This is a genomic window from Leucobacter tenebrionis (assembly GCF_019884725.1).
Taxonomy (GTDB): Bacteria; Actinomycetota; Actinomycetes; order Actinomycetales; family Microbacteriaceae; genus Leucobacter; species Leucobacter tenebrionis.
Genome location: NZ_CP082322.1, coordinates 29,551 through 52,986 on the forward strand (window position 1 = coordinate 29,551; position 23,436 = coordinate 52,986).

Annotated in this window: 16 protein-coding genes, 1 tRNA gene, 3 rRNA genes and 1 pseudogene; 12 read left to right on the top strand and 9 right to left on the bottom strand. The window is 67.5% G+C overall.

Annotated elements, in window-relative coordinates:
- Positions 1 to 53: 53 nt before the first annotated feature.
- Both KVY00_RS15495 and KVY00_RS00165 read right to left on the bottom strand, forming a co-directional pair.
- Positions 54 to 1,736 (bottom strand): annotated as a pseudogene (locus KVY00_RS15495) (5-oxoprolinase subunit B/C family protein); the annotation flags it as partial.
- On the bottom strand, positions 1,733 to 2,497 hold the full coding sequence (locus KVY00_RS00165; protein ID WP_223043775.1) for a LamB/YcsF family protein: 765 nt from the start codon (positions 2,495 to 2,497) through the stop codon (positions 1,733 to 1,735). The pseudogene KVY00_RS15495 and the gene KVY00_RS00165, both read right to left, overlap by 4 nt.
- Before the next feature lie 233 nt (positions 2,498 to 2,730).
- Between KVY00_RS00165 and KVY00_RS00170 the strand changes: the two genes are divergently transcribed.
- The 4 genes from KVY00_RS00170 (at position 2,731) to KVY00_RS00185 (ending at position 6,600) form a co-directional block, all read left to right on the top strand.
- Positions 2,731 to 3,498, top strand: a complete 768-nt coding sequence (locus KVY00_RS00170; protein ID WP_255572686.1) for a cyclase family protein — start codon at positions 2,731 to 2,733, stop codon at positions 3,496 to 3,498.
- Positions 3,499 to 3,514: 16 nt separating this feature from the next.
- Entirely contained in the window at positions 3,515 to 5,689 is a 2,175-nt protein-coding gene (locus KVY00_RS00175) for a heavy metal translocating P-type ATPase (protein ID WP_223043776.1), read from the top strand.
- A 93-nt stretch (positions 5,690 to 5,782) separates the two neighbouring features.
- On the top strand, positions 5,783 to 6,238 hold the full coding sequence (locus KVY00_RS00180; protein WP_255572687.1) for a CrcB family protein: 456 nt from the start codon (positions 5,783 to 5,785) through the stop codon (positions 6,236 to 6,238).
- The gene (locus tag KVY00_RS00185; protein WP_223043777.1) at positions 6,235 to 6,600 is read left to right on the top strand and encodes a fluoride efflux transporter FluC; all 366 of its coding nucleotides are present in this window, start codon (positions 6,235 to 6,237) and stop codon (positions 6,598 to 6,600) included. The genes KVY00_RS00180 and KVY00_RS00185 overlap by 4 nt, the downstream gene beginning before the upstream one ends.
- 133 nt (positions 6,601 to 6,733) lie before the next feature.
- On the opposite strand, the gene pdxY is transcribed toward KVY00_RS00185, so the two are convergent.
- Together pdxY and KVY00_RS00195 are read right to left on the bottom strand one after the other, a co-directional pair.
- Positions 6,734 to 7,603 (bottom strand): pyridoxal kinase PdxY, encoded by an 870-nt coding sequence (gene pdxY / locus KVY00_RS00190; protein WP_223043778.1) that lies wholly within the window; start codon positions 7,601 to 7,603, stop codon positions 6,734 to 6,736.
- A gap of 64 nt (positions 7,604 to 7,667) precedes the next feature.
- Positions 7,668 to 9,017, bottom strand: coding sequence for an FAD-binding oxidoreductase (locus KVY00_RS00195; protein ID WP_255572688.1), 1,350 nt, complete (start codon positions 9,015 to 9,017; stop codon positions 7,668 to 7,670).
- Positions 9,018 to 9,322: 305 nt separating this feature from the next.
- Between KVY00_RS00195 and gluQRS the strand changes: the two genes are divergently transcribed.
- Complete coding sequence (gene gluQRS, locus KVY00_RS00200) at positions 9,323 to 10,408, top strand: tRNA glutamyl-Q(34) synthetase GluQRS (protein ID WP_223043779.1); 1,086 nt, start codon at positions 9,323 to 9,325, stop codon at positions 10,406 to 10,408.
- A 16-nt stretch (positions 10,409 to 10,424) separates the two neighbouring features.
- Here the strand turns inward: gluQRS and KVY00_RS00205 are convergent, their stop codons facing one another.
- Together KVY00_RS00205 and KVY00_RS00210 are read right to left on the bottom strand one after the other, a co-directional pair.
- Entirely contained in the window at positions 10,425 to 10,766 is a 342-nt protein-coding gene (locus KVY00_RS00205; RefSeq protein WP_223043780.1) for a spore germination protein GerW family protein, read from the bottom strand.
- Between the two features lie 42 nt (positions 10,767 to 10,808).
- Positions 10,809 to 11,624, bottom strand: a complete 816-nt coding sequence (locus tag KVY00_RS00210; RefSeq protein ID WP_255572689.1) for an SGNH/GDSL hydrolase family protein — start codon at positions 11,622 to 11,624, stop codon at positions 10,809 to 10,811.
- A gap of 72 nt (positions 11,625 to 11,696) precedes the next feature.
- On the opposite strand from KVY00_RS00210, the gene KVY00_RS00215 reads away from it, so the two are divergent.
- The 6 genes from KVY00_RS00215 (at position 11,697) to rrf (ending at position 20,633) form a co-directional block, all read left to right on the top strand.
- A complete protein-coding gene (locus KVY00_RS00215; protein ID WP_223043781.1) occupies positions 11,697 to 13,508 on the top strand; it encodes a DEAD/DEAH box helicase in 1,812 nt (603 codons plus the stop codon).
- Between the two features lie 26 nt (positions 13,509 to 13,534).
- Positions 13,535 to 14,041, top strand: a complete 507-nt coding sequence (ybaK, locus tag KVY00_RS00220) for a Cys-tRNA(Pro) deacylase (protein WP_223043782.1) — start codon at positions 13,535 to 13,537, stop codon at positions 14,039 to 14,041.
- Between the two features lie 164 nt (positions 14,042 to 14,205).
- A tRNA-Leu gene (locus KVY00_RS00225) sits at positions 14,206 to 14,290 on the top strand.
- A gap of 941 nt (positions 14,291 to 15,231) precedes the next feature.
- Positions 15,232 to 16,761: ribosomal RNA gene (locus KVY00_RS00230) — 16S ribosomal RNA — on the top strand.
- Positions 16,762 to 17,292: 531 nt separating this feature from the next.
- Positions 17,293 to 20,397, top strand: a 23S ribosomal RNA gene (locus KVY00_RS00235).
- A gap of 119 nt (positions 20,398 to 20,516) precedes the next feature.
- Positions 20,517 to 20,633 (top strand): 5S ribosomal RNA (gene rrf, locus KVY00_RS00240).
- The 16S, 23S and 5S rRNA genes sit together here, the layout of an rRNA operon.
- A gap of 195 nt (positions 20,634 to 20,828) precedes the next feature.
- Here the strand turns inward: rrf and KVY00_RS00245 are convergent.
- Positions 20,829 to 21,143, bottom strand: a complete 315-nt coding sequence (locus KVY00_RS00245; protein WP_223043783.1) for a DUF7882 family protein — start codon at positions 21,141 to 21,143, stop codon at positions 20,829 to 20,831.
- Positions 21,144 to 21,387: 244 nt separating this feature from the next.
- Here KVY00_RS00245 and KVY00_RS00250 point away from each other — a divergent pair, with 244 nt between their 5' ends.
- Positions 21,388 to 22,029 (top strand): helix-turn-helix transcriptional regulator, encoded by a 642-nt coding sequence (locus tag KVY00_RS00250; RefSeq protein ID WP_223043784.1) that lies wholly within the window; start codon positions 21,388 to 21,390, stop codon positions 22,027 to 22,029.
- Between the two features lie 25 nt (positions 22,030 to 22,054).
- Here KVY00_RS00250 and KVY00_RS00255 read toward each other — a convergent pair whose 3' ends face one another.
- Together KVY00_RS00255 and KVY00_RS00260 are read right to left on the bottom strand one after the other, a co-directional pair.
- On the bottom strand, positions 22,055 to 22,567 hold the full coding sequence (locus tag KVY00_RS00255; protein ID WP_223043785.1) for a mycothiol transferase: 513 nt from the start codon (positions 22,565 to 22,567) through the stop codon (positions 22,055 to 22,057).
- A 25-nt stretch (positions 22,568 to 22,592) separates the two neighbouring features.
- On the bottom strand, positions 22,593 to 23,393 hold the full coding sequence (locus tag KVY00_RS00260) for an SDR family NAD(P)-dependent oxidoreductase (protein WP_223043786.1): 801 nt from the start codon (positions 23,391 to 23,393) through the stop codon (positions 22,593 to 22,595).
- Positions 23,394 to 23,436: the final 43 nt, after the last annotated feature.

Sequence of the window (23,436 nt, forward strand, 5' to 3'; positions counted from 1 at the left end):
GCCCGCCCGCTCTCATGGGAGGAGCGGTTCGGGGGAGCGTGGGGGACGAAGCGCACTCTCGCGCCGGCGGGCAGCTGCGCGGCGAGATCGAGATCCTCCTCGCACACGACGCCGATCACGGGGTAGCCCCCCGTCAAGGGGTGATCGGCGAGGAACAGAACGGGCTGCCCGTCGGGCGGGACCTGCAGGGCCCCGGTGACGAGCCCCTCGCTGGGGAGTTCGAGCCCGATGCGATCGTCTGAGCGGATCAGCGGCGTGCCCGCCAACCGCACCCCCACCCGGTCGCTGCTCGGGGTGACGCTCCAGACCTGGTTCCAGAGCCGCGCGGCTCCCGTCGGGTCCTCGCGCGCGAACCAGTCGTCGCGCGGGCCGGGCACGACGCGCAGCACGGCGACCCGATCGGCGCGCGGCAGCCTGCCGCGAGTCGGGGCCGGATCGGCCGGATCGGTCACTGCCAGCCGCCCGGCATGCACGGTAGCGCCCGCCTCGAGCGGCGCGGGTCCGAGCCCCGCGAGAGTGTCGCGCGCCGCGCTGCCGAGCACGATCGGAGCGTCGACGCCGCCGCGGAGCGCCAGCACGGTGCGGAGGCCGCTGCCGGGCTCGGCGAGCGCGAGCGTCTCGCCCGCCGATAGCTCGAATGCCTGCCCGTGCGGCACGGACCGCTCGCCCAGCGCGCCGGCGATCCGCCCCGGCCGCGGAGCGCCGGTCATCGCCAGCACGGTATCGGCACGAGCCCGAACCGCGAACTCGCCGAGACCGAGCTCGAGCACCGCCGCGCTCGGGTCGTTACCGACCAGGCTGTTGGCACTGTCGAGCGCGCCGCGATCCGCGGCTCCCGAAGCGCCCACTCCCATTGCAGCGAGGCCGGCGCGACCGCGATCCTGGATCGTCGTGTTGAGGCCCGGGCTCACGACCGTCAGGGAGGGCCCTGCGGAGGGGCCGGGTTCACGAGGCTCGCCCGTTTCGCCCGTCCTCCCGGGCTGACCAGCGCGCTCGGTGCCGATCCCGGCAGCGGTCCCAGCTACCCCGGCGGCTTCGGCGGTCTCGGCGGTCTCAGCGGTCTCGGCGGCCGCGGTGACGCGCAGCGGTGCTCGCACGGGGGCGAACCGCACCCGGTCGCCGGGAGTCAGCAGCGCCGGCCGCTCGCGATCCAGATCCCACATCACGGCATCGGTGCGCCCGATCAGCTGCCACCCGCCGGGGCTCCGCCTGGGATACACCCCCGAGAAGGGGCCCGCGAGGCCCACCGAACCGGCGTCGACGCGCGGTCTCGGGCTCGAACGGCGCGGCACGTCGAGGGCGGGGTCGCCGCCGGAGAGATAGGCGAAGCCCGGGGCGAATCCGGTGAAGGCGACCGTGTACTGCGGGGCGCTGTGCCGGGCGATGACCTGATCGACGCTCATGCCGGTGAGCTCGGCCACCTCGGCGAGGTCGACGCCGTCGTAGCTCACCGGGATCAGCGTCTCGGATCCGCCGTCGGCGCGTGCGCTCGCCGCCGGGTCGCCCTCGAGCAGAGCTCCGAGGCGGGTCTCGAAAGCGCGCGCGTCGCGGGCCTCGCCGCCGCGCACCAGCACGGTCTCGGCGGCCGGCACCAACTCGTCGAAGCGCAGCTCACCGCTCTCACCGGCGGCGGTCAGCGCGGCGAGCACCTCGAGGGCGCCCTCGAGGCTGCCGCAGTCGAGCAGCACGGCGTCGCTGCCCGCGGCGCGCAGGCGCACCCGCTCCACGGGGCTCATCGCCGCCCCGCGAAGGACTCCAGCGTCGCGCCTGCGTCGATCAGCCGATCCCGCACCGCCACCGCCATCCGCACCGCGCCGTCGCTGTCGCCGTGCACGCAGATGGACTCGGCCCGAAGCCGCACCTCGCTGCCGTCGCGCGCGGTGACCACGCCCTCCCGCACGAGGCGCACCATGCGATCGGCGACCTCGACCGGGTCGTGCAGCACCGCTCCCGGGTCGCGCCGCGATACGAGCGCTCCGCTCGGCTCATAGGCGCGGTCGGCGAAGGCCTCGGGCACGGCGCGCATGCCCGCAGCCTCTGCCTGATCCACCAGCTGCGAGGCAGCGAGGCACACGAGCGGCAGTTCGGGATCGACCGCGCGTATCGCGCGGATCACCGCCGCGGCCTGCCGCTCGTCCCGCGCGATCGTGTTGTAGAGCGCACCGTGCGGCTTCACGTAGCGCACCTCGGTTCCGGCGACGCGCGCGAGTGCCTGCAGCGCGCCGATCTGGTAGATCACGTCGGCCTCGAGCTCGGCGTCCGACAGATTCATCTCGCGCCGCCCGAATCCGACGAGGTCGGGGTAGGCGACGTGCGCCCCCACCGTGACCCCGTGCGCGGTCGCGGCACGCAGAGTCTCGAGTACCGAGCGCGGGTCTCCCGCGTGGAACCCGCAGGCGACGTTCGCGCTCGTCACCACGTCGAGCATCGCCTCGTCGTCTCCCATGCGCCAGGCGCCGTAGTGCTCGCCCAGGTCGCTGTTCACATCGATCCGCATGGTGCGCTCCTTCGCTATCGATCCCGCTTCAGACTATTGCGAGTGCTCGGCTCGCGAGGAACCCGACGGCCTCGCGACGCCGCGTTCGCATACCGGATGCCTGACGGGGTGCCGGGGTCTCACCATCGACACTATGCTCGTGAGCATGTGCGCAAGGACCTCTCACGGCTCGCCCTCGGAATCCGCAGACCGGTGCGGACACCCGCACGAGCCGGTGAGCGGAGCCTGACGCCATGCGCATGATCGACCTCAGCCACCCGGTGACGGCCGGCATGATGGTCTACCCGGGCGACCCGGAGGTGCGTTCGCACGAGGCCCTCCACGTCGGCTCGGACGGCGTCGCGGTCACGGAGCTCACCCTCGGCTCGCACACCGGCACCCACATCGACGCGCCCTCGCACACGGTCGAGGGTGGCCGCACGATCGACCGGATCCCGCTCGACGCACTGACGGGAGAGGCGCTGGTCCTGCACGTCGCCGACCGGGCGGGGGAGTCGCAGCGCATCGACGCCGCGATGCTCGGGCTCGAGCGGTTCGCATCGGTGCCCCCGCTCGTGGCGATCCGCACGGGCTGGGATCGCCGCTTCGGCGAGGAGCGCGCGCTGCGCCACCCCTTCCTCTGCCCGGAGGCCGCGCGGGAACTGCGGGATCGCGGCATGCGCGTGCTCATCGTCGACACGCTCAGCCCGGATCCCTCTGCGCCCGTTTCCTCCGAGACCGACCCCTCCGCGCCGGTGCCGGCCGGCGCCTCCGGGAGCCTGCCGGGAGACGTCGATCCCGAGCAGGCGCTGCCGGTGCACGCCGTGGTGCTCGGGGGCGACGGCGCCATCGTCGAGAACGCCCGCGGCCTCGAAGCGCTCGGGGAGCGGGCCGAGATCGGGATCTTCCCGCTGCCGCTCGCGGGAGCCGACGGGGCACCGGCCCGGCTCGTCGCCTGGGTGGACGAGGATCGGGACCCCGCGGCCCTTGCGGAAGGGGGAGGGCATCGCCCAGGCTGGTAGGAGAGGGAAGGGGCGCATGAGCGAGCACCATCATCACGCGGCTGACCACGACCAGCGGGCCGAGCGCGAAGACCGGGCCGACCGCGAGGGGCACCGAGGCGGGGAGGATCACGCCGGTCACGAAGCCCATATGGGGCACGGAGATCACGAGGCCCGCATGGGCCACGCGGGGCACTCGGGTCATGCGGGGCACTCCGGTCACTCGGGTCATGCGGGTCATGTCGGCCACGCCGCTCGCTTCCAGCGGCTGTTCTGGATCATGCTCGTGCTCGCGGTGCCGGTGGTCGCCTGCTCGCCAATGTTCGCCATGCTGCTCGGGTACGAGGTGCCGGCGTGGGCACTCTGGGTGTCGCCGGCGCTCGGCACGGTCATGTACGCCTGGGGCGGGGCGCCGTTCCTGAGCGGTGCGGTGAGCGAGATCCGGGATCGCAAACCCGGCATGATGCTGCTCATCGGGCTCGCGATCACCGTCGCGTTCTTCTCCTCGTGGGGTGCGAGTCTGGGCCTGCTCGACCACCAGCTCGACTTCTGGTGGGAGCTGGCGCTGCTGGTGGTGATCATGCTGCTGGGGCACTGGGTCGAGATGCGCTCGCTCGCGCAGACGACCTCGGCGCTCGACTCGCTGGCGGCGCTGCTGCCGGACGAGGCCGAGCGGCTGGAGGGCGACGACGTCGTCACCGTGGCGCCGACCGAGCTGCGGATCGACGACCTCGTCGTGGTGCGTCCGGGCGGTCGTGTGCCTGCGGACGGACGTATCGTGCAGGGGTCGGCGAGCATGGACGAGTCGATGCTCACGGGGGAGTCGCGCCCCGTGCGGCGAGGCGAGGGCGACCGGGTCGTGGCCGGCACGGTGGCCACGGATTCCGGGGTGCGCGTCGAGGTCACCGCGATCGGCGGCGACACCGCTCTCGCGGGGATCCAGCGGCTGGTCGAGCAGGCGCAGAACTCCACCTCGCGGGCGCAGAGGATCGCGGATCGCGCGGCCGCGCTGCTGTTCTGGTTCGCACTCGGATCCGCGGTGATCACCGGGATCGTCTGGGCCCTCGTCGGCCTGCCCGACGAGGGGGTGGTGCGAACGGTCACCGTGCTGGTGATCGCCTGCCCGCACGCGCTCGGGCTGGCGATCCCGCTCGTCGTCTCGATCGCGACGGAGCGCGCGGCGCGCGCGGGCATCTTGGTGAAGGATCGCCTGGCGCTCGAGAGCATGCGCGGCGTCGACGCGGTGCTCTTCGACAAGACGGGCACCCTGACGAAGGGGACCCCGGCGGTGACAGCCGTGGAGCCGGCCGGCGCCGCCGATCCCGACGAACTGCTCGCGCTCGCGGCAGCGGCCGAGTCCGATTCCGAGCATCCCCTCGCGCGGGCGATCGTGCGGGCGGCGGAGGAGCGCGGTCTCGCGGTGCCCGACTCCCGCGGGTTCTCGTCCTCTCCCGCGGTCGGCGTGCGAGCCGAGGTCGACGGCCGCTCGGTGCAGGTCGGGGGCCCGTACCTGCTCGAGCAGGAGGGGGCGCGCGAGCTGCCCGTCGCCGACGAGTGGCGCGCGGAGGGCGCGATCATCCTGCACGTGCTCGTGGACGGGCGCACGGTCGGCGCGCTGCGGCTCGCCGACGAGGTGCGTCCCGAATCCCGTGCGGCGATCGCTGAGCTCCACCGACGCGGGGTGCAGGTGATGATGATCACGGGCGATGCCGAGGCGGTGGCCGCGTCGGTCGCGAGGGAGCTCGGCATCGACCGCTTCTTCGCCGGCGTGCGCCCCGAGGACAAGGCCTCTCGCGTCGAGGATCTGCAGCGCGAGGGGCGCCGCGTCGCGATGGTCGGCGACGGCGTGAACGATGCGCCGGCGCTGGCGCAGGCCGACGTGGGCCTCGCGATCGGAGCGGGAACGGACGTCGCGATCGCATCGGCCGGGGTGATCCTCGCGAGCGACGACCCGCGCGGAGTGGTGTCGGTGATCGATCTGTCCGCCGCGAGCTACCGCAAGATGCGGCAGAACCTCTGGTGGGCGGCCGGCTACAACCTGGTATCGGTGCCGCTCGCGGCGGGGGTGCTCGCGCCGATCGGCTTCGTGCTGCCGATGTCGGTGGGGGCGGTGCTCATGTCGCTCTCGACGGTGGTGGTCGCGCTCAACGCGCAGCTGCTGCGCCGCCTGGATCTGCGGCCGGGGGAGCCGGTGGAGACGCCCGGGGTGTGATCGGTGGCCTGGGCCCCGGACCCCGGCGTACAGCGGGTCCCCGGGCGCAGCGCGGAGCAGCGGAGAGCCGTCGCGTCGGAGTAGAGTACCCGGGTGAGCAGGGGACGGAGCGGAGCGAGGGCGCGATCCCTGCTGCCCGATCTCGCCGTGGTCGCGGTGGGCGGCGCAGCCGGATCCCTCGCCCGGTACCTCCTATCGCTCGCGATCGGTTCCCGGGGCGACTTCCCGCTCGCCGTGCTCGTGGTCAACGTCGTCGGGGCGCTGCTGCTCGGGTTGCTCGTGGAAGTCGTCACCCGGGCAGGCGGCGACGGGGGACGCTGGCGCACGGCGCGCCTGCTGCTCGGCACGGGCGCGCTGGGCGGTTTCACGACCTACAGCCTGCTGGCCGCCGACCTGGCGGGCCTGCTGCTCGACGGAGCCTTCGGCGTGGCGGCGCTGTATGCGGTGCTCACGCTCGTGCTCGGCGGTGCGGCGAGCTGGTGCGGTGTACTGGCGGGGCGGATGCTCGTCCGCCGGCCTCGGGATGCGGCGGGGGAGGTACCGCGATGAGCGGCTTCGCGCTGGCGCTCGGGATCGCGGCCGCGGGAGGCCTCGGCGCCGCCCTCAGGCACCTCGTCGACTCGAGCCTGCCCGACCGCGTTCGCGCCCGTTTCCCCTGGGGCATCATGCTCATCAACCTCACGGGATCCTTCGCCCTCGGCCTGCTCGTCGGCCTCGCGCTCGACCACCCGATCGCGAGCGTGCTCTCGACCGGGTTTCTCGGCGGATACACGACGTTCAGCACCGCGAGCCTCGACAGCGTGCGCCTGCTGGCGGCGCGGCGCTACGGGGCGGCGCTGTGGAACGGACCCGGCATGCTGATCCTCGCGACCGGAATCGCGGTGTGCGGGATCCTGTTCGGCCGATCCTGACCGCCCCGTCACCCCGGGCGACGACCGATCACTCCGTCTTCCCGTGCGACGGAGGAGTCGCGGGATCTCACCTGCGCGAGCCAGGCACCTGCGCGAGCCACGCACCTGCGCGGCGTGCCCCGCAGCGCCCCGCTCAGCGGACCCGCTGTGCCTCGAAGGAGTGCGTCGGGTTCGCGTAGGCCTCCTGCGACTCGACGAGCTGCAGCTCGCGCGTGCCCGCCGCGAGAGTGCGCTCGAGCAGTTCGAAGACGCTCGCCGCGGTGCGCGAGAGCGCCCCGGCCGCATCGCCTTCGCGGCGGAGGTGCGCCGTGAAGAGCGCGGCGGTCACGTCGCCGGAGCCGTTGCGCTTGAGCGGCAGGCGGGGCGTCTCGACCAGCCAGGCGCCGTCATCCGTGACGGCGAGCATCTCGATCGTGGCGGGTTCGCCGTCTGCGCCGACGGGGCGGCCGGGGCGTTCGACGCTCGTCACGAGCACGGTGCTCGGGCCGAGTTCCCTGGCCCGGTCCACGGCGTCGAGCGTCGACTCGAGCGTGTCGGGGGAGGTGCCGGTGATGAAGCCGAGCTCGAACTGGTTCGGAGTGATGAAGTCGGCGCGCGGCACGACGCGGTCGCGGATCAGATCCTGCACCTCGGGGGCGACGTGGCACCCCGACTTCGCGTTGCCGAGCACCGGGTCGCAGGCGTAGATCGCGTTCGGGCTGTGGCGCTTCACGCGCTCGACGGCGTCGAGGATCGCGTCGCCGATGCTACTGCCGCCCTGATAGCCCGAGAGCACGGCGTCGACGTTCTCGAGCCCGCCGCGCTCCTCGATGCCGGTGACGATCTCGCGCACGTCGTCACCGCTCAGCATCGGGCCGCGCCACGAGCCGTAGCCCGTGTGGTTCGAGAAGCAGACGGTCGAGACCGGCATCACCTCGACGCCGATGCGCTGCAGCGGGAACACCGCCGCCGAGTTGCCGACGTGACCGTAGGAGACCGAGGATTGGATCGAGAGTACGCGCATGCTTCGATCCTCGCATTGGTCCATCTCGTGTACCAATGGAGACGGGTACAGATGGACCAATCTCTCAGATCGCGCGCCCCGGCGTGAGGATGCCGCGCGGGTCGAGCGCGGCCTTGATCGCGAGCTGCACATCGAGCGCGACGGGGTCGAGCTGCCAGGGCAACTCGTGGCGCTTGAGCGAACCGATGCCGTGCTCGCCCGAGATCGTGCCGCCGAGGGAGATCGCGAGCTTCGTGATGTCGTCGATGACGAGGTCGGCGAGGGCGATGCCCTCCGGCGTGTCGGGAGCCTCGACGGTGCTGTGCAGATTGCCGTCGCCCGCGTGAGCGACCGTCGAGACGCGACGGCCGTGCCGCTCCGAGATCTCGGCGATACCGCGGAACACCTCCGCCAGTGCGGCGACCGGCACCCCGACGTCGCACGAGATCTTGAGGCCGCGCGCGTTGAGCGCCGGGTTCGAGAGGCGGCGCGCCTCGAGCAGGGCATCCGAGTCCGAGATGCCGGTGTCGGTCGCCCCGTGCGCCGAGCAGGTCGCCGTGATGGCCCGCGCCTTCTCTTCGGCGTCGAGCCCCACGGTCTGGCCGACGAGCATCGCGCCTCGAGGCACGGTGAGGCCGCTGGGGTGGAACGACTCGATGATCTCCACGCTGAGCGCGTCCATGAGCTCGAGCACCTCGGGCTGAGCCGGGCCGCCCACGATCGCGGTCACCGCGCGACCCGCGTCCTCGAGCGTGTCGAAGCTCGCGCGGAAGGTGCGCGGCGTGCCCGGCGGAACCGCCTTCAGTCGTACCGTGGCCTCCGTGATCACCCCGAGCGTGCCCTCCGACCCGATGAAGAGGCTCTTCAGGTCGTAGCCGACCACGTTCTTGCGGGTGAGCGCGCCGGCCCGCAGCACCCGCCCGTCGGCGAGCACTACCTCGAGCGCCGCGACCGAGTCGGTCGTCACGCCGTGCGAGACGCAGCGCAGGCCGCCCGCGTTGGTCGCGATGTTGCCCCCGACGGTGCAGATGCGCGCGCTGGCCGGGTCGGGCGGGAAGAAGAGGCCCTGCTCCCGGCACGCGGCGTCGAGCTTGGCCGTGATCACACCCGGCTGCACGACGGCCAGGCGATTCGCAGCGTCGATCCGCACGATGCGGTTCATCCGCTCCAGCGAGACGATGATGCCGCCGTCGTAGGCCATGGCGCCTCCGGCGAGCCCGGTGCCCGCGCCGCGCACGCTCACGGGGGTGCCGTGCTCGTGCGCCCACGCCAGGGCCGCCGACACGTCGTCGGTCGAGGACGCCAGCACGAGGGCGAGCGGCGTGCCCGCCGGCACGGCCCGAGACGTGTCGATGGCGTACGGTGCGATGAGCTCGGGATCGGTCACCAGCCGATCACCGAGTGCGTGCTGCAGCTGCTGAAGCGATGTCTCCACCCTGGCTCCTCGATCGATGACGGCGTGCCGTGATCCACGCTATCGCACGCCGGCGTGCTGAGCGCCCGCCTGCTGCGTGCCCGCCGCGCGCTGCCCGCGCGCCTCGCTGCCGTCGCGTGCCCGTAGGCCCGCCCCGCTCCGAGCGGCGAACGCGGAGTCCCGAATCGCTGGTACGCGGCATCCTGAAGCAGCAGTTCGGGACTCCGCGTTTCGCGGCGGGGCCGTGGGGCCGTGGGGCCGTGGGGCGATGGGGCGGTAGGGTCGCGGGGGCCGTGGGCCGTGGGTGGGCGTGGGAGGATGAGGGGATGGAGGATCGAGCGAGCGCGGTACGCGAGGCGCGGGGTTCCGGCGGGGCGGCGGCCCGCGCGACAGCGGCCCCCGGCGCGGCGGCCCGCGCGGCGGCGGCTCGCGGCGCGGTGACTCCCGGCCCGGCGATTCCCGGCGCGGTGGCGACTCCTGGGGCGGCGACTCCCGGCGCGGGCCGATACGCTCCGAGCCCGTCGGGGGACCTGCACCTCGGCAACCTGCGCACAGCGCTGCTGGCCTGGTTGTTCGCGCGGAAGAGCGGGCGCGAGTTCCTCATGCGCATCGAGGATCTGGATCGCGCGCGCGACGCGGGGACGGGGGAGCGGCAGCTCGAGGATCTCGCGAGCATCGGGATCGACTGGGACGGCGAACCGGTGCTGCAGACGGAGCGCGCCTCCGACCACGCGGCGGCGATCCGCCGTCTCTCCCTCGCCGGCCTCGTCTACGAGTGCACCTGCACGCGTCGTGACATCCTCGCTGCGCCGAGCGCCCCGCACGCTCCGCCGGGCGCGTACCCCGGCACCTGCCGCAACCGCACCGACGCGGAGCGAGCCGCTGCGCGCGCCGCGATCCTGCCCCGGCAGCCCGCTCTGCGGCTCCGCGCACCCGCCGACGTGCACGAACTCGAGTTCGACGACCTCGTGCTCGGCAGAACCCGGGGCGACATCGACGACTTCGTGCTGCGACGCGGCGACGGCACGGTCGCGTACAACCTGGCGGTCGTGGTCGATGACGCCGCAATGGGAGTCGACCAGATCGTGCGGGGCGACGACCTGGCGCCGTCGACTCCACGACAGATCCTGCTGCAGCGCCTGCTCGAGCTGCCCTCGCCACCGGCAGTCGAGTACGCCCACGTGCCGCTCGTGCTCGGCCCCACCGGCAAGCGGCTCGCGAAGCGCGACGGCGCGGTCACCCTCGCGCAGTTGCGGGAGCGCGGGATCACTGCCGCGGACGTGCTGAGCACGCTCGCGGTATCGCTCGATCTCGCGGCCCCGGGCGAGCGGGTCGCCATCGATCGGCTCCTCGCCAGGTTCGACCCGGCCGCCCTGCCCCGCGCCCCTTGGACGTGGGGCAGGCCGGCGTGACCGCCCCGTCGCCTCGTTACTTCTTGAGCGCCCTGATGATGCGCGCCAGCGCGCGCCCGGCGACGCACACGAAGGGCACGCCGACCGCGAGCAGGGCGATGATGTTCGGCTCGAAGCGGGTCTCGCCGCCGCGGGTCACGTAGGCGCCGACCGGCACCGACATGCCCCCGCCGCCTCCGCCGGATCCTTCGCCCTGGGCGTCCTCGAGACCGCCGCCGCCCTCGCCGGCGCCGAAGCCGTACGAGGTGCACGCGACGGGGATGATGGTGGCGCCGTCGACCTCGACGGGCTCGCCGTAGGACGCGTTGACGCCTACCTGGGTGACCGTGTCTGCAAGCTGCTGAGTGAGAGATGCCATGTCCACACCCTACCCGCTCGCCCCGTGATCCGTCTCGGGAATTCAGGCCTCGGCTGAACCGTAGCGGCCGCGGCGCGCGGGCTCAGGCAGGGGGCGCTTGGCCTCGATCCCGTCGCCCGATGAGACGTGCTTGATGCGGCGGATCACCCAGGGCACGAGGTGCTCCTTCGCCCACACCACGTCCTCCTTGCGGGCCTGGCGCCAGTCGCGCAGCGGCAGGGGCGGCGGGTCGAGCGGGGTCAGCTCGTGCGGCACGTTCAGCGCATCGAGTGCGGCGCGCGCGATGGTGTGGTGACCGAGCGCGTTGAGGTGCAGGCGATCGCCGGCCCAGTAGCGGCTGTCCTGCAGCTCCTCGAGGGCCCACTGATCCACGACTACGCAGTCGTGGCGCTTCGCGACCTTGCGCACGTTCTCATTGAAGATCGCGACCTTGCCGCGGATCGTGCGGAACACGGGTTGGAACGCCGTGTCGACGCCGGTGAAGACGAGGATCGTCGCTCCGCCCGTGCTCAGCCGCTCGATCACGCGGTCGAGCTTCGCCGCGACCTCGTCGGGATCGGTCCCCGGGCGGATCACGTCGTTGCCGCCGGCGCACACGCTGATGAGGTCGGGCCGCAGATCCAGGGCCGCCTCCACCTGCTCGTCGGCGATCTGCTGGATGAGCTTGCCGCGCACGGCGAGATTGGCGTACGCGAACTCCTCGTCGTACCCGCTGAGCACCTCCGCGAAGCGGTCGGCCCAGCCCCGCAGCCCACCGGGGCTGTCGGCGTCCGGATCTCCGACCCCCTCGGTGAACGAATCGCCGATGGCCACGAAACGCGACCAGGGAAGCTCGATTCCCGCCTGATCCTCTGTCACTGCCAGCCCCTGTTCTTCGAGCGGCGCCCGTCTGAGAACGCCCGCGACCTACACGGTCTAGTCTAGATCGCTGTGACAGATTCGGATCCAGCCCTCCACCTCCCGGGAACGAGCGCCGCCGAACACCTGCCTCCGGCTTATCCCGAGCGCGCCGCCCACGGCACCGCACCCCGCCTGCGCGCCTGGCAGGAGGAGGCCATCAAGCAGTACCTCGAACAGAACCCCCGGGACTTCCTGGCCTCGGCGACCCCCGGCGCGGGAAAGACGACGTTCGCCCTGCGGCTCGCGTCGATCCTGCGCGCCAACCACACGGTCAGCCAGATCATCGTCGTCGCCCCCACGGAGCACCTCAAGACCCAGTGGGCGGACGCCGCCGCGCGCGCGGGCATCCGCCTCAACCCCCACTACTCGAACAGCGACGGCCTCGGCTACGGCCGCCACTTCCACGGTGTGGCGGTGACCTACGCGCAGGTCGCGATGAAACCGGTGCAGCACCGTCTGCTCACGGAGAACGCCGACACGCTCGTGATCCTCGACGAGGTGCATCACGGCGGCGACGCGCTCAGCTGGGGCGATGCGATCCGCGAGGCGTACGGCAATGCGAAGCGCAGGCTCTCGCTCACGGGCACGCCGTTCCGCTCCGACGATGCCCCGATCCCGTTCGTGCAGTACGCCCCGCAGGGCGACGGATCCCGGCTCTCGCTCACCGACTACGACTACGGCTACGGCCGCGCGCTCGCCGACGGCATCGTGCGCCCCGTCATCTTCATGGTCTACGCCGGCAAGATGCGATGGCAGACCTCGGCCGGCGAGGAGATGGAGGCCGCGCTCGGCGAGGGCAACACGAAGGACGTGACCTCGCAGGCCTGGCGCACCGCTCTCGACCCGGCCGGGGACTGGATCGCGAAGGTGCTGCGCGCCGCCGACCGGCGCCTGACCGAGGTGCGGCAGCAGATCCCGGACGCGGGCGGACTCGTCATCGCCACCGACCACGCGGCCGCGAAGTCCTACGCCCGTCAGCTGCGCGAGATCACCGGAGAGGAGGTCGCACTGATCCTCTCCGACGACGACGGTGCCTCCGAGCGGATCGACGCCTTCTCCGAGGGGGATTCGCGGTGGATGGTCGCGGTGCGCATGGTGTCGGAGGGCGTCGATGTGCCCCGTCTCGCGGTCGGCGTCTACGCGACGAGTTCCTCGACCCCGCTGTTCTTCGCGCAGGCCATCGGCCGTTTCGTGCGCTCCCGGCGCCGCGGCGAGGTGGCCTCCGTGTTCATCCCGAACGTTCCGGCGCTCATGCAGCTCGCCTCGGAGCTCGAGAAGGAGCGCAACCACGTGCTCGAGGGGCCGAAGAGCGCCGAGGAGATGTGGGATGCCGAGGCCGCACTCATGGCGGAGGCGGAACGCGGGGATCAGGCGTCGTCTGAACTGCTCGAGGAGGAGGGGTTCAAGTATCAGGCGCTCGGATCCGACGCCCACTTCGACCGCGCCGTGTTCGACGGGGCGGAGTTCGGCGGTTACGCGGAGGTCGAGACCGAGGAAGAGCTCGACTTCCTCGGGTTCCCCGGTCTGCTCGAACCGCAGGAGGTGAAGGCGCTGCTGCAGCAGCGGCAGGCGCGGCAGGCGAGGCGATCCGCGGCACGGCAGGGGATCCTCGAGCACGCACCCGAACGAGCGGAGGCTCCCGAGGCGCTGCACCGCACGCTCGGCGAGCAGCGCAAACTCCTGAGCAGCCTCGTCGGCATGTACGCCAAGGTGTCGGGGGAGCCCCACAAGGACATCCACACCGAACTGCGGCGCGTGTGCGGCGGCCCGCCGGTGGCGCAGGCGTCGGTGACGCAGCTGCAGAAGCGCATCGAGTTGCTGCGTCGTCGACTCCGCCCGTAGCAGAGGGGTTCCCTAGAATCGGTCGCGTGGGAAAGAAGAGGGGCTCGGGATCGGTTGCGGGCTCGACGCCGGCGACGGTCGCGCTGACGAAAGCGGGGATCTCGTTCGAGATCCGAAGCTATGCGCACGATCCGTCGGTGACGGACTTCGGGGGAGAGGCCGCAGCGGCACTGGGCGTCGAGGCGTCGCTCGTGTTCAAGACGCTGCTCGCGGAGGTGGATGGCGTGCTCGCTGTGGGGATCGTGCCCGTCTCGGGACGGCTCGATCTCAAGGCGCTCGCGTCGGCGCTCGGCGGCAGGCGCGCGAGCATGGCGGATCCCGCTGTCGCGGAGCGGAGAACGGGATACGTCGTCGGCGGTATCAGCCCACTGGGCCAGCGCACTCGTCTGCGCACGGTGCTCGACGAATCGGCTCTGGAGCACGACGCGGTGCTCGTATCGGGTGGGCGGAGAGGCCTCGACATCGAGCTCGCGCCGCACGATCTGGTACGCGCCACCGATGCGATCGTCGCCGTGATCTCCCGCGCGGCATGAGGTGGCGCAAACGCGGCGGTGTAAATGCGGTGGCGCGCACGCAGCAGCGCATGCCCCGGGGCGGGGCGAGGGGCGACGCGCCCGGCGAATCGATCGCAATTCGTGCGGTGACGATATCCGTGCTAAGTTATTCTCTGTTCGGCCGATGAAGGTCCGAAACGTTCGCGCGGGTGGCGGAATGGCAGACGCGCTAGCTTGAGGTGCTAGTGCCCGTATTAGGGCGTGGGGGTTCAAGTCCCCCTCCGCGCACGTGAATGAAATGGCCCCTGGCTTCGGAAAGAGACTTCCGAGCCGGGGGCCATTTGCGTTGTGCGGAGAAGACCGGGTTGTCGGGGGTTGTCGGCCCGACGAGGTTATCCGTAACCGTTGAAGCGCTGCGACGCCTGCGGATTCCGCTGCTGCCCCGCCCTCCGCTGTAGTGGCCGGCCTTCGCACTGTGAAACCGTCTGTGTCCGCCGAGACGTCCTTTGGCCGTCAGCGGCGGGGGCGGTCTCGACGGCCGGAGGCAGAGTCGACGGAGCGCGGTCTGCCGCGCCGGCCCGTGCCGCTGCCCTGGGCTACCGCTGCACCGACTCCGTGAGGATGCGCCGCTCCTCGTGCGGCAGCTGGGGTTCGATGATTCCCGCGTGAGTGAAGCAGGTTGGTGGATCCTGCGATTCCTTCGCCGTGCAGCTTGACGAGAATGCGGGGTGCCGCTTCCGTCGGTGAGTGATTGGAGTTCCGGGCGTCTCGGGGTCGCGCCGCGACGGAGGAGTGGCGCGCGACGGGGCCCGGTCTCGGCGCAGAATGCTGCTCCCGTGCCGCGACACGCCCGGGATGCGTGGCCGTGTTGCGGTGGAGGTGGGCTGAGCGTAATGTATTCCCTTGTCAGCGCGACGGAGCCGGGCCGCTAGGGTGGTCCGGTTTATTATGTTGCGCGGCGGATGCCGATCATGGTGTCTGCGTGGACAGGTTGCTGTTCGGAAGGCCGTTGGGTTGGTACGGGTGGTGTCTGGTCTTTGAGAACTCAATAGTGTGCACTTGATTGTTTTATGCCAATTATTTTGTTGCCGGCATTGATCACGGTTGTGGTTGGTGTTGGTGATGTTTTTTGGACAATGGATTGAATGTCAGTTGATGTTTGGTCTTTTTTGTCAGGTCAGACTCGTGAGCGCGGCGGCTTATTCCGTTGTCGTGTTCGCATTTGTTTTTTTACGGAGAGTTTGATCCTGGCTCAGGACGAACGCTGGCGGCGTGCTTAACACATGCAAGTCGAACGCTGAAGCTCCCTGCTTGCAGGGGGTGGATGAGTGGCGAACGGGTGAGTAACACGTGAGTAACCTGCCCCTGACTCTGGGATAAGCGCTGGAAACGGTGTCTAATACTGGATACGCGCACTGGTCGCATGGCCTGGTGCGGGAAAGATTTATCGGTTGGGGATGGACTCGCGGCCTATCAGCTGGATGGTGGGGTAATGGCTCACCATGGCGACGACGGGTAGCCGGCCTGAGAGGGTGACCGGCCACACTGGGACTGAGACACGGCCCAGACTCCTACGGGAGGCAGCAGTGGGGAATATTGCACAATGGGCGCAAGCCTGATGCAGCAACGCCGCGTGAGGGATGACGGCCTTCGGGTTGTAAACCTCTTTTGTCAGGGAAGAAGCCTTTGGGTGACGGTACCTGGAGAAAAAGCACCGGCTAACTACGTGCCAGCAGCCGCGGTAATACGTAGGGTGCAAGCGTTGTCCGGAATTATTGGGCGTAAAGAGCTCGTAGGCGGCTTGTCGCGTCTGCCGTGAAAGCCCGAGGCTCAACTTCGGGTCTGCGGTGGGTACGGGCAGGCTAGAGTGCGGTAGGGGAGATTGGAATTCCTGGTGTAGCGGTGGAATGCGCAGATATCAGGAGGAACACCGATGGCGAAGGCAGATCTCTGGGCCGTAACTGACGCTGAGGAGCGAAAGCATGGGGAGCGAACAGGATTAGATACCCTGGTAGTCCATGCCGTAAACGTTGGGAACTAGATGTAGGGCCTGTTCCACGGGTTCTGTGTCGTAGCTAACGCATTAAGTTCCCCGCCTGGGGAGTACGGCCGCAAGGCTAAAACTCAAAGGAATTGACGGGGGCCCGCACAAGCGGCGGAGCATGCGGATTAATTCGATGCAACGCGAAGAACCTTACCAAGGCTTGACATACACCAGAACGGGCCAGAAATGGTCAACTCTTTGGACACTGGTGTACAGGTGGTGCATGGTTGTCGTCAGCTCGTGTCGTGAGATGTTCGGTTAAGTCCGGCAACGAGCGCAACCCTCGTCCTATGTTGCCAGCACGTGATGGTGGGAACTCATGGGATACTGCCGTGGTCAACACGGAGGAAGGTGGGATGACGTCAAATCATCATGCCCCTTATGTCTTGGGCTTCACGCATGCTACAATGGCCGGTACAAAGGGCTGCGATGTCGTAAGGCGGAGCGAATCCCAAAAAGCCGGTCTCAGTTCGGATTGGGGTCTGCAACTCGACCCCATGAAGTCGGAGTCGCTAGTAATCGCAGATCAGCAACGCTGCGGTGAATACGTTCCCGGGCCTTGTACACACCGCCCGTCAAGTCATGAAAGTCGGTAACACCCGAAGCCGGTGGCCTAACCCCTTGTGGGAGGGAGCTGTCGAAGGTGGGACTGGTGATTAGGACTAAGTCGTAACAAGGTAGCCGTACCGGAAGGTGCGGCTGGATCACCTCCTTTCTAAGGAGCACTCACACCCTCCGGGGTGTGCAGAGAAAGCATGAACGTCACCAAACGCGTGACGCATGCTGCTCAAGGGTGGAACATAAAACAACACGGCATGCCGTGACTGTTCGTCTGTGCGAGTACGCACTGTGCCCTTTGCGGGGCGTGGTGTTGGAAAGGATGGGTGAGTGGTTCGGGGTGTCTTTGAGTGCATGCTATTGGGTCCTGGAAGCCCAGCCGGCACACACCTTCTTTGTGGGGTGTGGGTGGACTTGGTTTTCTGACCCGCGGTCATCGGACGTGTTGCCGGTGATGGTGGGATCGGCCGTACGTTGAGAACTACACAGTGGACGCGAGCATCTACGCCAGCGTCAAATTTTTCCGCGGTTCGCGGGTGCGTCTTTTTTGCTTTCGGGTGAGAAAGGGGTGCCGGTGAGTGCGGGGTTGATGGTGGTGTATTTACTTTAATTTCATTGGTCGCGCACCCGACCAAGCCGCTCTTTTGCGGGGTGGTGGGGTGTGTGTTCGAATTTAATGCTTATGTGATTTCAAGTGATCAAGAGCAAACGGTGGATGCCTTGGCATCTGGAGCCGAAGAAGGACGTAGTAATCTGCGATAAGCCTCGGGGAGCCGATAAACGGGCTGTGATTCGAGGATTTCCGAATGGGGAAACCCCGCCAGGGCGCGTGCGTACCTGGTGACTCCCGCCTGAATATATAGGGCGGGGTGAGGGAACGTGGGGAAGTGAAACATCTCAGTACCCACAGGAAGAGAAAACAATAGTGATTCCGGTAGTAGTGGCGAGCGAACCCGGATCAGGCTAAACCGGTGGTGTGTGATACCTGGCAGGGGTTGCATCACCGGGGTTGCGGGACATGCCGTGAGACGCTGCTGAGTCTCAAACGTGAGTGCGGACGTATAGGGGAACGCTTTGGAACGAGCGACCGGAGTGGGTGAGAGTCCCGTACCCGAAATGCGTACGCCGCGTGGTGTGTATCCCAAGTAGCACGGGGCCCGAGAAATCCCGTGTGAATCTGTCAGGACCACCTGATAAGCCTAAATACTCCCAGATGACCGATAGCGGACTAGTACCGTGAGGGAAAGGTGAAAAGTACCCCGGGAGGGGAGTGAAAGAGTACCTGAAACCGTTTGCTTACAAACCGTCAGAGCAGGCTTTGTTTCTGTGATGGCGTGCCTTTTGAAGAATGAGCCTGCGAGTTAGCGATACGTGGCGAGGTTAACCCGTGTGGGGAAGCCGTAGCGAAAGCGAGTCTGAATAGGGCGGTTCAGTCGCGTGTCCTAGACCCGAAGCGAAGTGATCTATCCATGGCCAGGCTGAAGCGTGTGTAAGAGCGCGTGGAGGGCCGAACCCACTTAGGTTGAAAACTGAGGGGATGAGCTGTGGATAGGGGTGAAAGGCCAATCAAACTTCGTGATAGCTGGTTCTCTCCGAAATGCATTTAGGTGCAGCGTTGCGTGTTTCTTGCCGGAGGTAGAGCTACTGGATGGCCGATGGGCCCTACAAGGTTACTGACGTCAGCTAAACTCCGAATGCCGGTAAGTGAGAGCGCAGCAGTGAGACTGTGGGGGATAAGCTTCATAGTCGAGAGGGAAACAACCCAGATCGCCAACTAAGGTCCCTAAGCGTGTGCTAAGTGGAAAAGGATGTGGAGTTGCTGTGACAACCAGGAGGTTGGCTTAGAAGCAGCCACCCTTGAAAGAGTGCGTAATAGCTCACTGGTCAAGTGATTCCGCGCCGACAATGTAACGGGGCTCAAGCACACCACCGAAGTTGCGGCAATCGGACTGAGACAAGCCTTCGTGGTTCAGTTGTCCGGTTGGGTAGGAGAGCGTCGTGTGGGCAGTGAAGCGGCGGAGTGATCCAGTCGTGGAGCCTACACGAGTGAGAATGCAGGCATGAGTAGCGAAAGACGGGTGAGAAACCCGTCCTCCGGAAGACCAAGGGTTCCAGGGTCAAGCTAATCTGCCCTGGGTAAGTCGGGACCTAAGGCGAGGCCGACAGGCGTAGTCGATGGACAACGGGTTGATATTCCCGTACCGGCGGTAAACCGTCAAAGACCTAACCAGTAGTGCTAAACAAACCAAGACCGGCATGGATCCTTCGGGTGATGTGCTGGTGGCGGCTGTGAACCCGATGCTGGGGTGGTGAGCGTGAGGTGTGACGCAGGAAGGTAGCCAGTGCCGGGCGATGGTTGTCCCGGTGTAAACATGTAGCCCGAACCTGTTTAAGAGATGGGTTCTGTGGGTGAGATGTGATGCGGACCCGTATGGGGAAGCTGGTGATCCTATGCTGCCGAGAAAAGCATCGACGTGAGGTTTGCTGTTGCCCGTACCCCAAACCGACTCAGGTGGTCAGGTAGAGAATACTCAGGAGATCGAGAAAATCATGGTGAAGGAACTCGGCAAAATGCCCCCGTAACTTCGGGAGAAGGGGGGCCACCCGCTTATTAGGACTTGCTCCGAAAGGGTGTGGTGGCCGCAGAGACCAGTGGGAAGCGACTGTTTACTAAAAACACAGGTCCGTGCCAACACGCAAGTGGATGTATACGGACTGACGCCTGCCCGGTGCTGGAAGGTTAAGAGGAGAGGTTAGACCTTTCGGGGTCGAAGCTTTGAATTTAAGCCCCAGTAAACGCGGTGGTAACTATAACCATCCTAAGGTAGCGAAATTCCTTGTCGGGTAAGTTCCGACCTGCACGAATGGCGTAACGACTTCCCAGCTGTCTCCACCGTGAACTCGGCGAAATTGCAGTACGAGTAAAGATGCTCGTTACGCGCAGAAGGACGGAAAGACCCCGTGACCTTTACTACAGCTTGGTATTGGTGTTCGGTGTGGCTTGTGTAGGATAGGTGGGAGACTATGAAGCGGTGACGCTAGTTATCGTGGAGTCGTTGTTGAAATACCACTCTGGTCATATTGGATATCTAACTACGGACCCTGATCGGGTTCTGGGACAGTGCCTGGTGGGTAGTTTAACTGGGGCGGTTGCCTCCCAAAAAGTAACGGAGGCGCCCAAAGGTTCCCTCAACCTGGTTGGCAATCAGGTGGCGAGTGTAAGTGCACAAGGGAGCTTGACTGTGAGACTGACAGGTCGAGCAGGGACGAAAGTCGGGACTAGTGATCCGGCAGTGGCTTGTGGAAGCGCTGTCGCTCAACGGATAAAAGGTACCTCGGGGATAACAGGCTGATCTTGCCCAAGAGTCCATATCGACGGCATGGTTTGGCACCTCGATGTCGGCTCGTCGCATCCTGGGGCTGGAGTTGGTCCCAAGGGTTGGGCTGTTCGCCCATTAAAGCGGTACGCGAGCTGGGTTTAGAACGTCGTGAGACAGTTCGGTCCCTATCCTCTGCGCGCGTTGGAGATTTGAAAGGATCTGACCCTAGTACGAGAGGACCGGGTTGGACGGACCTCTGGTGTGCCAGTTGTTCTGCCAAGGGCATGGCTGGTTGGCTACGTTCGGGATGGATAACCGCTGAAAGCATCTAAGCGGGAAGCCGGCCTTAAGATGAGATCTCCGAGAACTTCGGTTCTGAAGGTGCCCAGGAGATGACTGGGTTGATAGGCCAGATGTGGAAGTGAGGCAACTCATGGAGCTGACTGGTACTAATACACCAACAACTTGAAAACACCCCACCCCCCAGGGGGGTGAGCATGCAAATGTAACGATGATTCGCGTCCACTTTGTGGTTCCCAACAGACGGCCCACACCCCCACACACTCGGGGTGTGTCGACATGTTGACAGAGTTACGGCGGCCATAGCGTCAGGGAAACGCCCGGACACATTCCGAACCCGGAAGCTAAGACTGACAGCGCCAATGGTACTGCGAGGGGGACCTCGTGGGAGAGTAGGACACCGCCGGACACCCATTCAGGAAAGCCCTGATGCCCCCGCCACCGCCGGCGCGCGCATCAGGGCTTTCCTCGTATCCGCTACATAAAAGCCCCGAAGGCTCGGCTGGAGACGGCTCGGCCCTCGGGGCTTTTGCGTTATAAGCGGAAGCGGAAGCGGTGACGGAAGAATCTGACGCTGCCCGCAGGCGGGCGAAGACGCGGCGCCTCAGCGCGGGCAGCCCTCGGAAGCGGGTTCCGGCAGTATCACCAGGCCCTGAGACGAGTAGGAAGACCTGGTGAGCTGCTGCAGCCACTCCCGGGAGATCGGCACTCTCGTGTCGCTGGAGAAGCTGAAGACGAGAGGAACGGCGGGGGATATCCAGAGCGACGTCGTAACCGTCTGTCGATGGCGCTGAGCGGTCCAGGTGAGGAAGAACGACTCGTTCTTCCTCACTCTCGACGTGATCACGACACGCAGGTGCTCGAGCGTGCGATCGTCGAACTCGTATTCCTGTGTCCGGCCATAGATGAGTGTTCCCACGGTCCCCTTCGTGTCGAAGCCTGAGGCTGCTCCCGCGACGCTGCGCGTCGCCCGATCCTCGGCCTGCCGACCAGTGATGGAGCGGAAAGCCGCATGCTTCCCGCCCCAAACTGTAGCGGCAGCGGCCTCACCCCTGGGGGTGTGGTTTGAACATCGCGACACCGCTAGAATTCCGCGGAATCACGCGGATTATTCGGATCGCGAGGAGGCGCCCGGCGGGTCAGCGGCCCCCTATACTCATCGTGTGAGCAAGGAACCACTGCGGCTGCGTCTGCTGAATGATTACGAGGTGGTCGTCGCCGGTCTGGCGGCGATGCTGCGACCCTTCGAGAGCCGGGTGAAAGTGGTGGAGGAGGACGTCCGCGGCGTCTCGGACCGACGCGTCGATATCACCCTCTACGACACCTTCGGGCGGTCTCGCCCTCGGCAGGGCGAACTCGAGGAGCTGGCGGCCGATCCGCACGTGGGAACCCTCGTGATCTACGCCTGGGCCGGCACCGATCTCGCGGAGGAGGCGCCGTGGGCCGCCCAGGGCTTCGCCTACCTGGACAAGTCGCTTCCCGCGGCTGAGCTCGTCAGTGGCCTCGAGCGGATCGCGGGTCGGCGTGAGGCCGAGCGCAGGCCCGCAGACGCGGTGCCGCGGCTCGCCGAACCGCAGACCTCGTGGCCCGGCAAGCAGGAGGGCCTCAGCGTTCGCGAGGCTGAGGTGGTCGCCCTGATCGTGCAGGGGCACACGAATACGGAGATCGCCGCGTCGCTCTTCCTCAGCCCGAACTCGCTGAAGTCGTACATTCGCTCGGCCTACCGCAAGATGGGGGTGGAGCGGCGGGCGCAGGCCGTGAAGTGGGGGATGGAGCACGGTATGCGCCGGTCGACCGGCGCCTGAGACCGTCTGAGGACCGATCCCGTCCTCACTCGAAGGCTTCTGCCCTCATACCCGTGATGTAGGCGGCCTGCGCGACGTGCTCGGCGGCGTCGACCGAGATGCTCACGAGTCGCGAGGCCCTGGTCACCGGTGGATCCCACTGGTCGTCGACGATCTCGTCGAGCGCGTCCGCATCGAGGGTTTCGATATACGCGATCTGCGCGTCGACGACGGCCGAGAGGTGTGCGAGCAGCAGATCCGGATCCTCGACTTCGATCGCTCTCGCTTGTTCCGGAGTGTGGCCGTACCCCATCTCGTGGGCGTCGATGCCGAGGTCGAAGCGCCGGTCGAAGCCCTGTGCGGTCCACAGCGGTTCCGTCCCGGCGAGAGCGGCGAGCTGCTCATCGATCTCTCTCGCCGCGTGCCACAGCAGCCAGGCGATCGAGTTGTCGTGGTGGGGGTGGTCGTTCAGCAGGCCCGGTGTGAGCGCGATCCGCAGGGCCTCCGCGGCGTCTCTCGGGCGTCCGGCGAGGTCGATGAGTATTCTCCGTGCATTCATATCGCTGTTCCGTCGGAGACGCTGCTCAGAGCGTGGCGACGGATCCTCCGTCCACTCGATAGTTCGAACCGGTTACGAAAGAGGCCCGGTCGGAGCACAGGAATGCGATCACGGCGGCCACCTCCTCCGGAGTGCCTCTCCGCTTCAGCTCGAGGAAGGGGCGCTCTTCGTCGAGGAAGGACCGGATGGCCTCCTCGCGTGTCGAGCCGAGTTGCTCGGCCCGACGATCCATCATCGCATCCGTCATCGGGGTGCGGATGAACGCGGGCGAGACCGTATTCACGAGCAGGCCTTCTCGGGCGTAGCTGCGGGAGAGCCCTTTCGCGAGCGCGAGCACTCCGGCCTTCGCCGCGCAGTACGGGAGCTCGTCGTCGTAGGGTTGCACGGCGTCCTCCGACGCGATGAAGACGATGCGTCCCCGCCCGCTGGCCCGCAGTTCGTCGAGGAAGGCCCTCGCGACGCGCACGGGGGCGAGCAGGTCGATGTCGAGGGTGGAGATCCAGCCGTCGTCGCCGATCTCGTGGAACTTGCCCTGGGCGCCGGTGATGCCCGCGCAGTGCACGAGCGTGTCGATGGGGCCTGCGGAGGCGGCGGCACTGCGGTGGAGCTCTGCGATGGCCTCCGGATCGGTGAGGTCCGCCGCAAAGGCGTGCAGCCGGCCTGCGGGGGCGTCGAGCTTCGACGCGGCCTCGTCGAGTTTCTCGGGGTCGCGATCGCTGAGCACGACCGTCGCTCCCTCTCTCAGGAGCTCGGCGGCCGTGCTCCATCCGATGCCCGAGTCTCCGCCGGTGACGAGGGCGGTGCGCCCCGCGATGCCGAGATCCATGTTGCTCCTTCCGCTGCGGTGTTCCGTCGAGTGCTGATGCCGG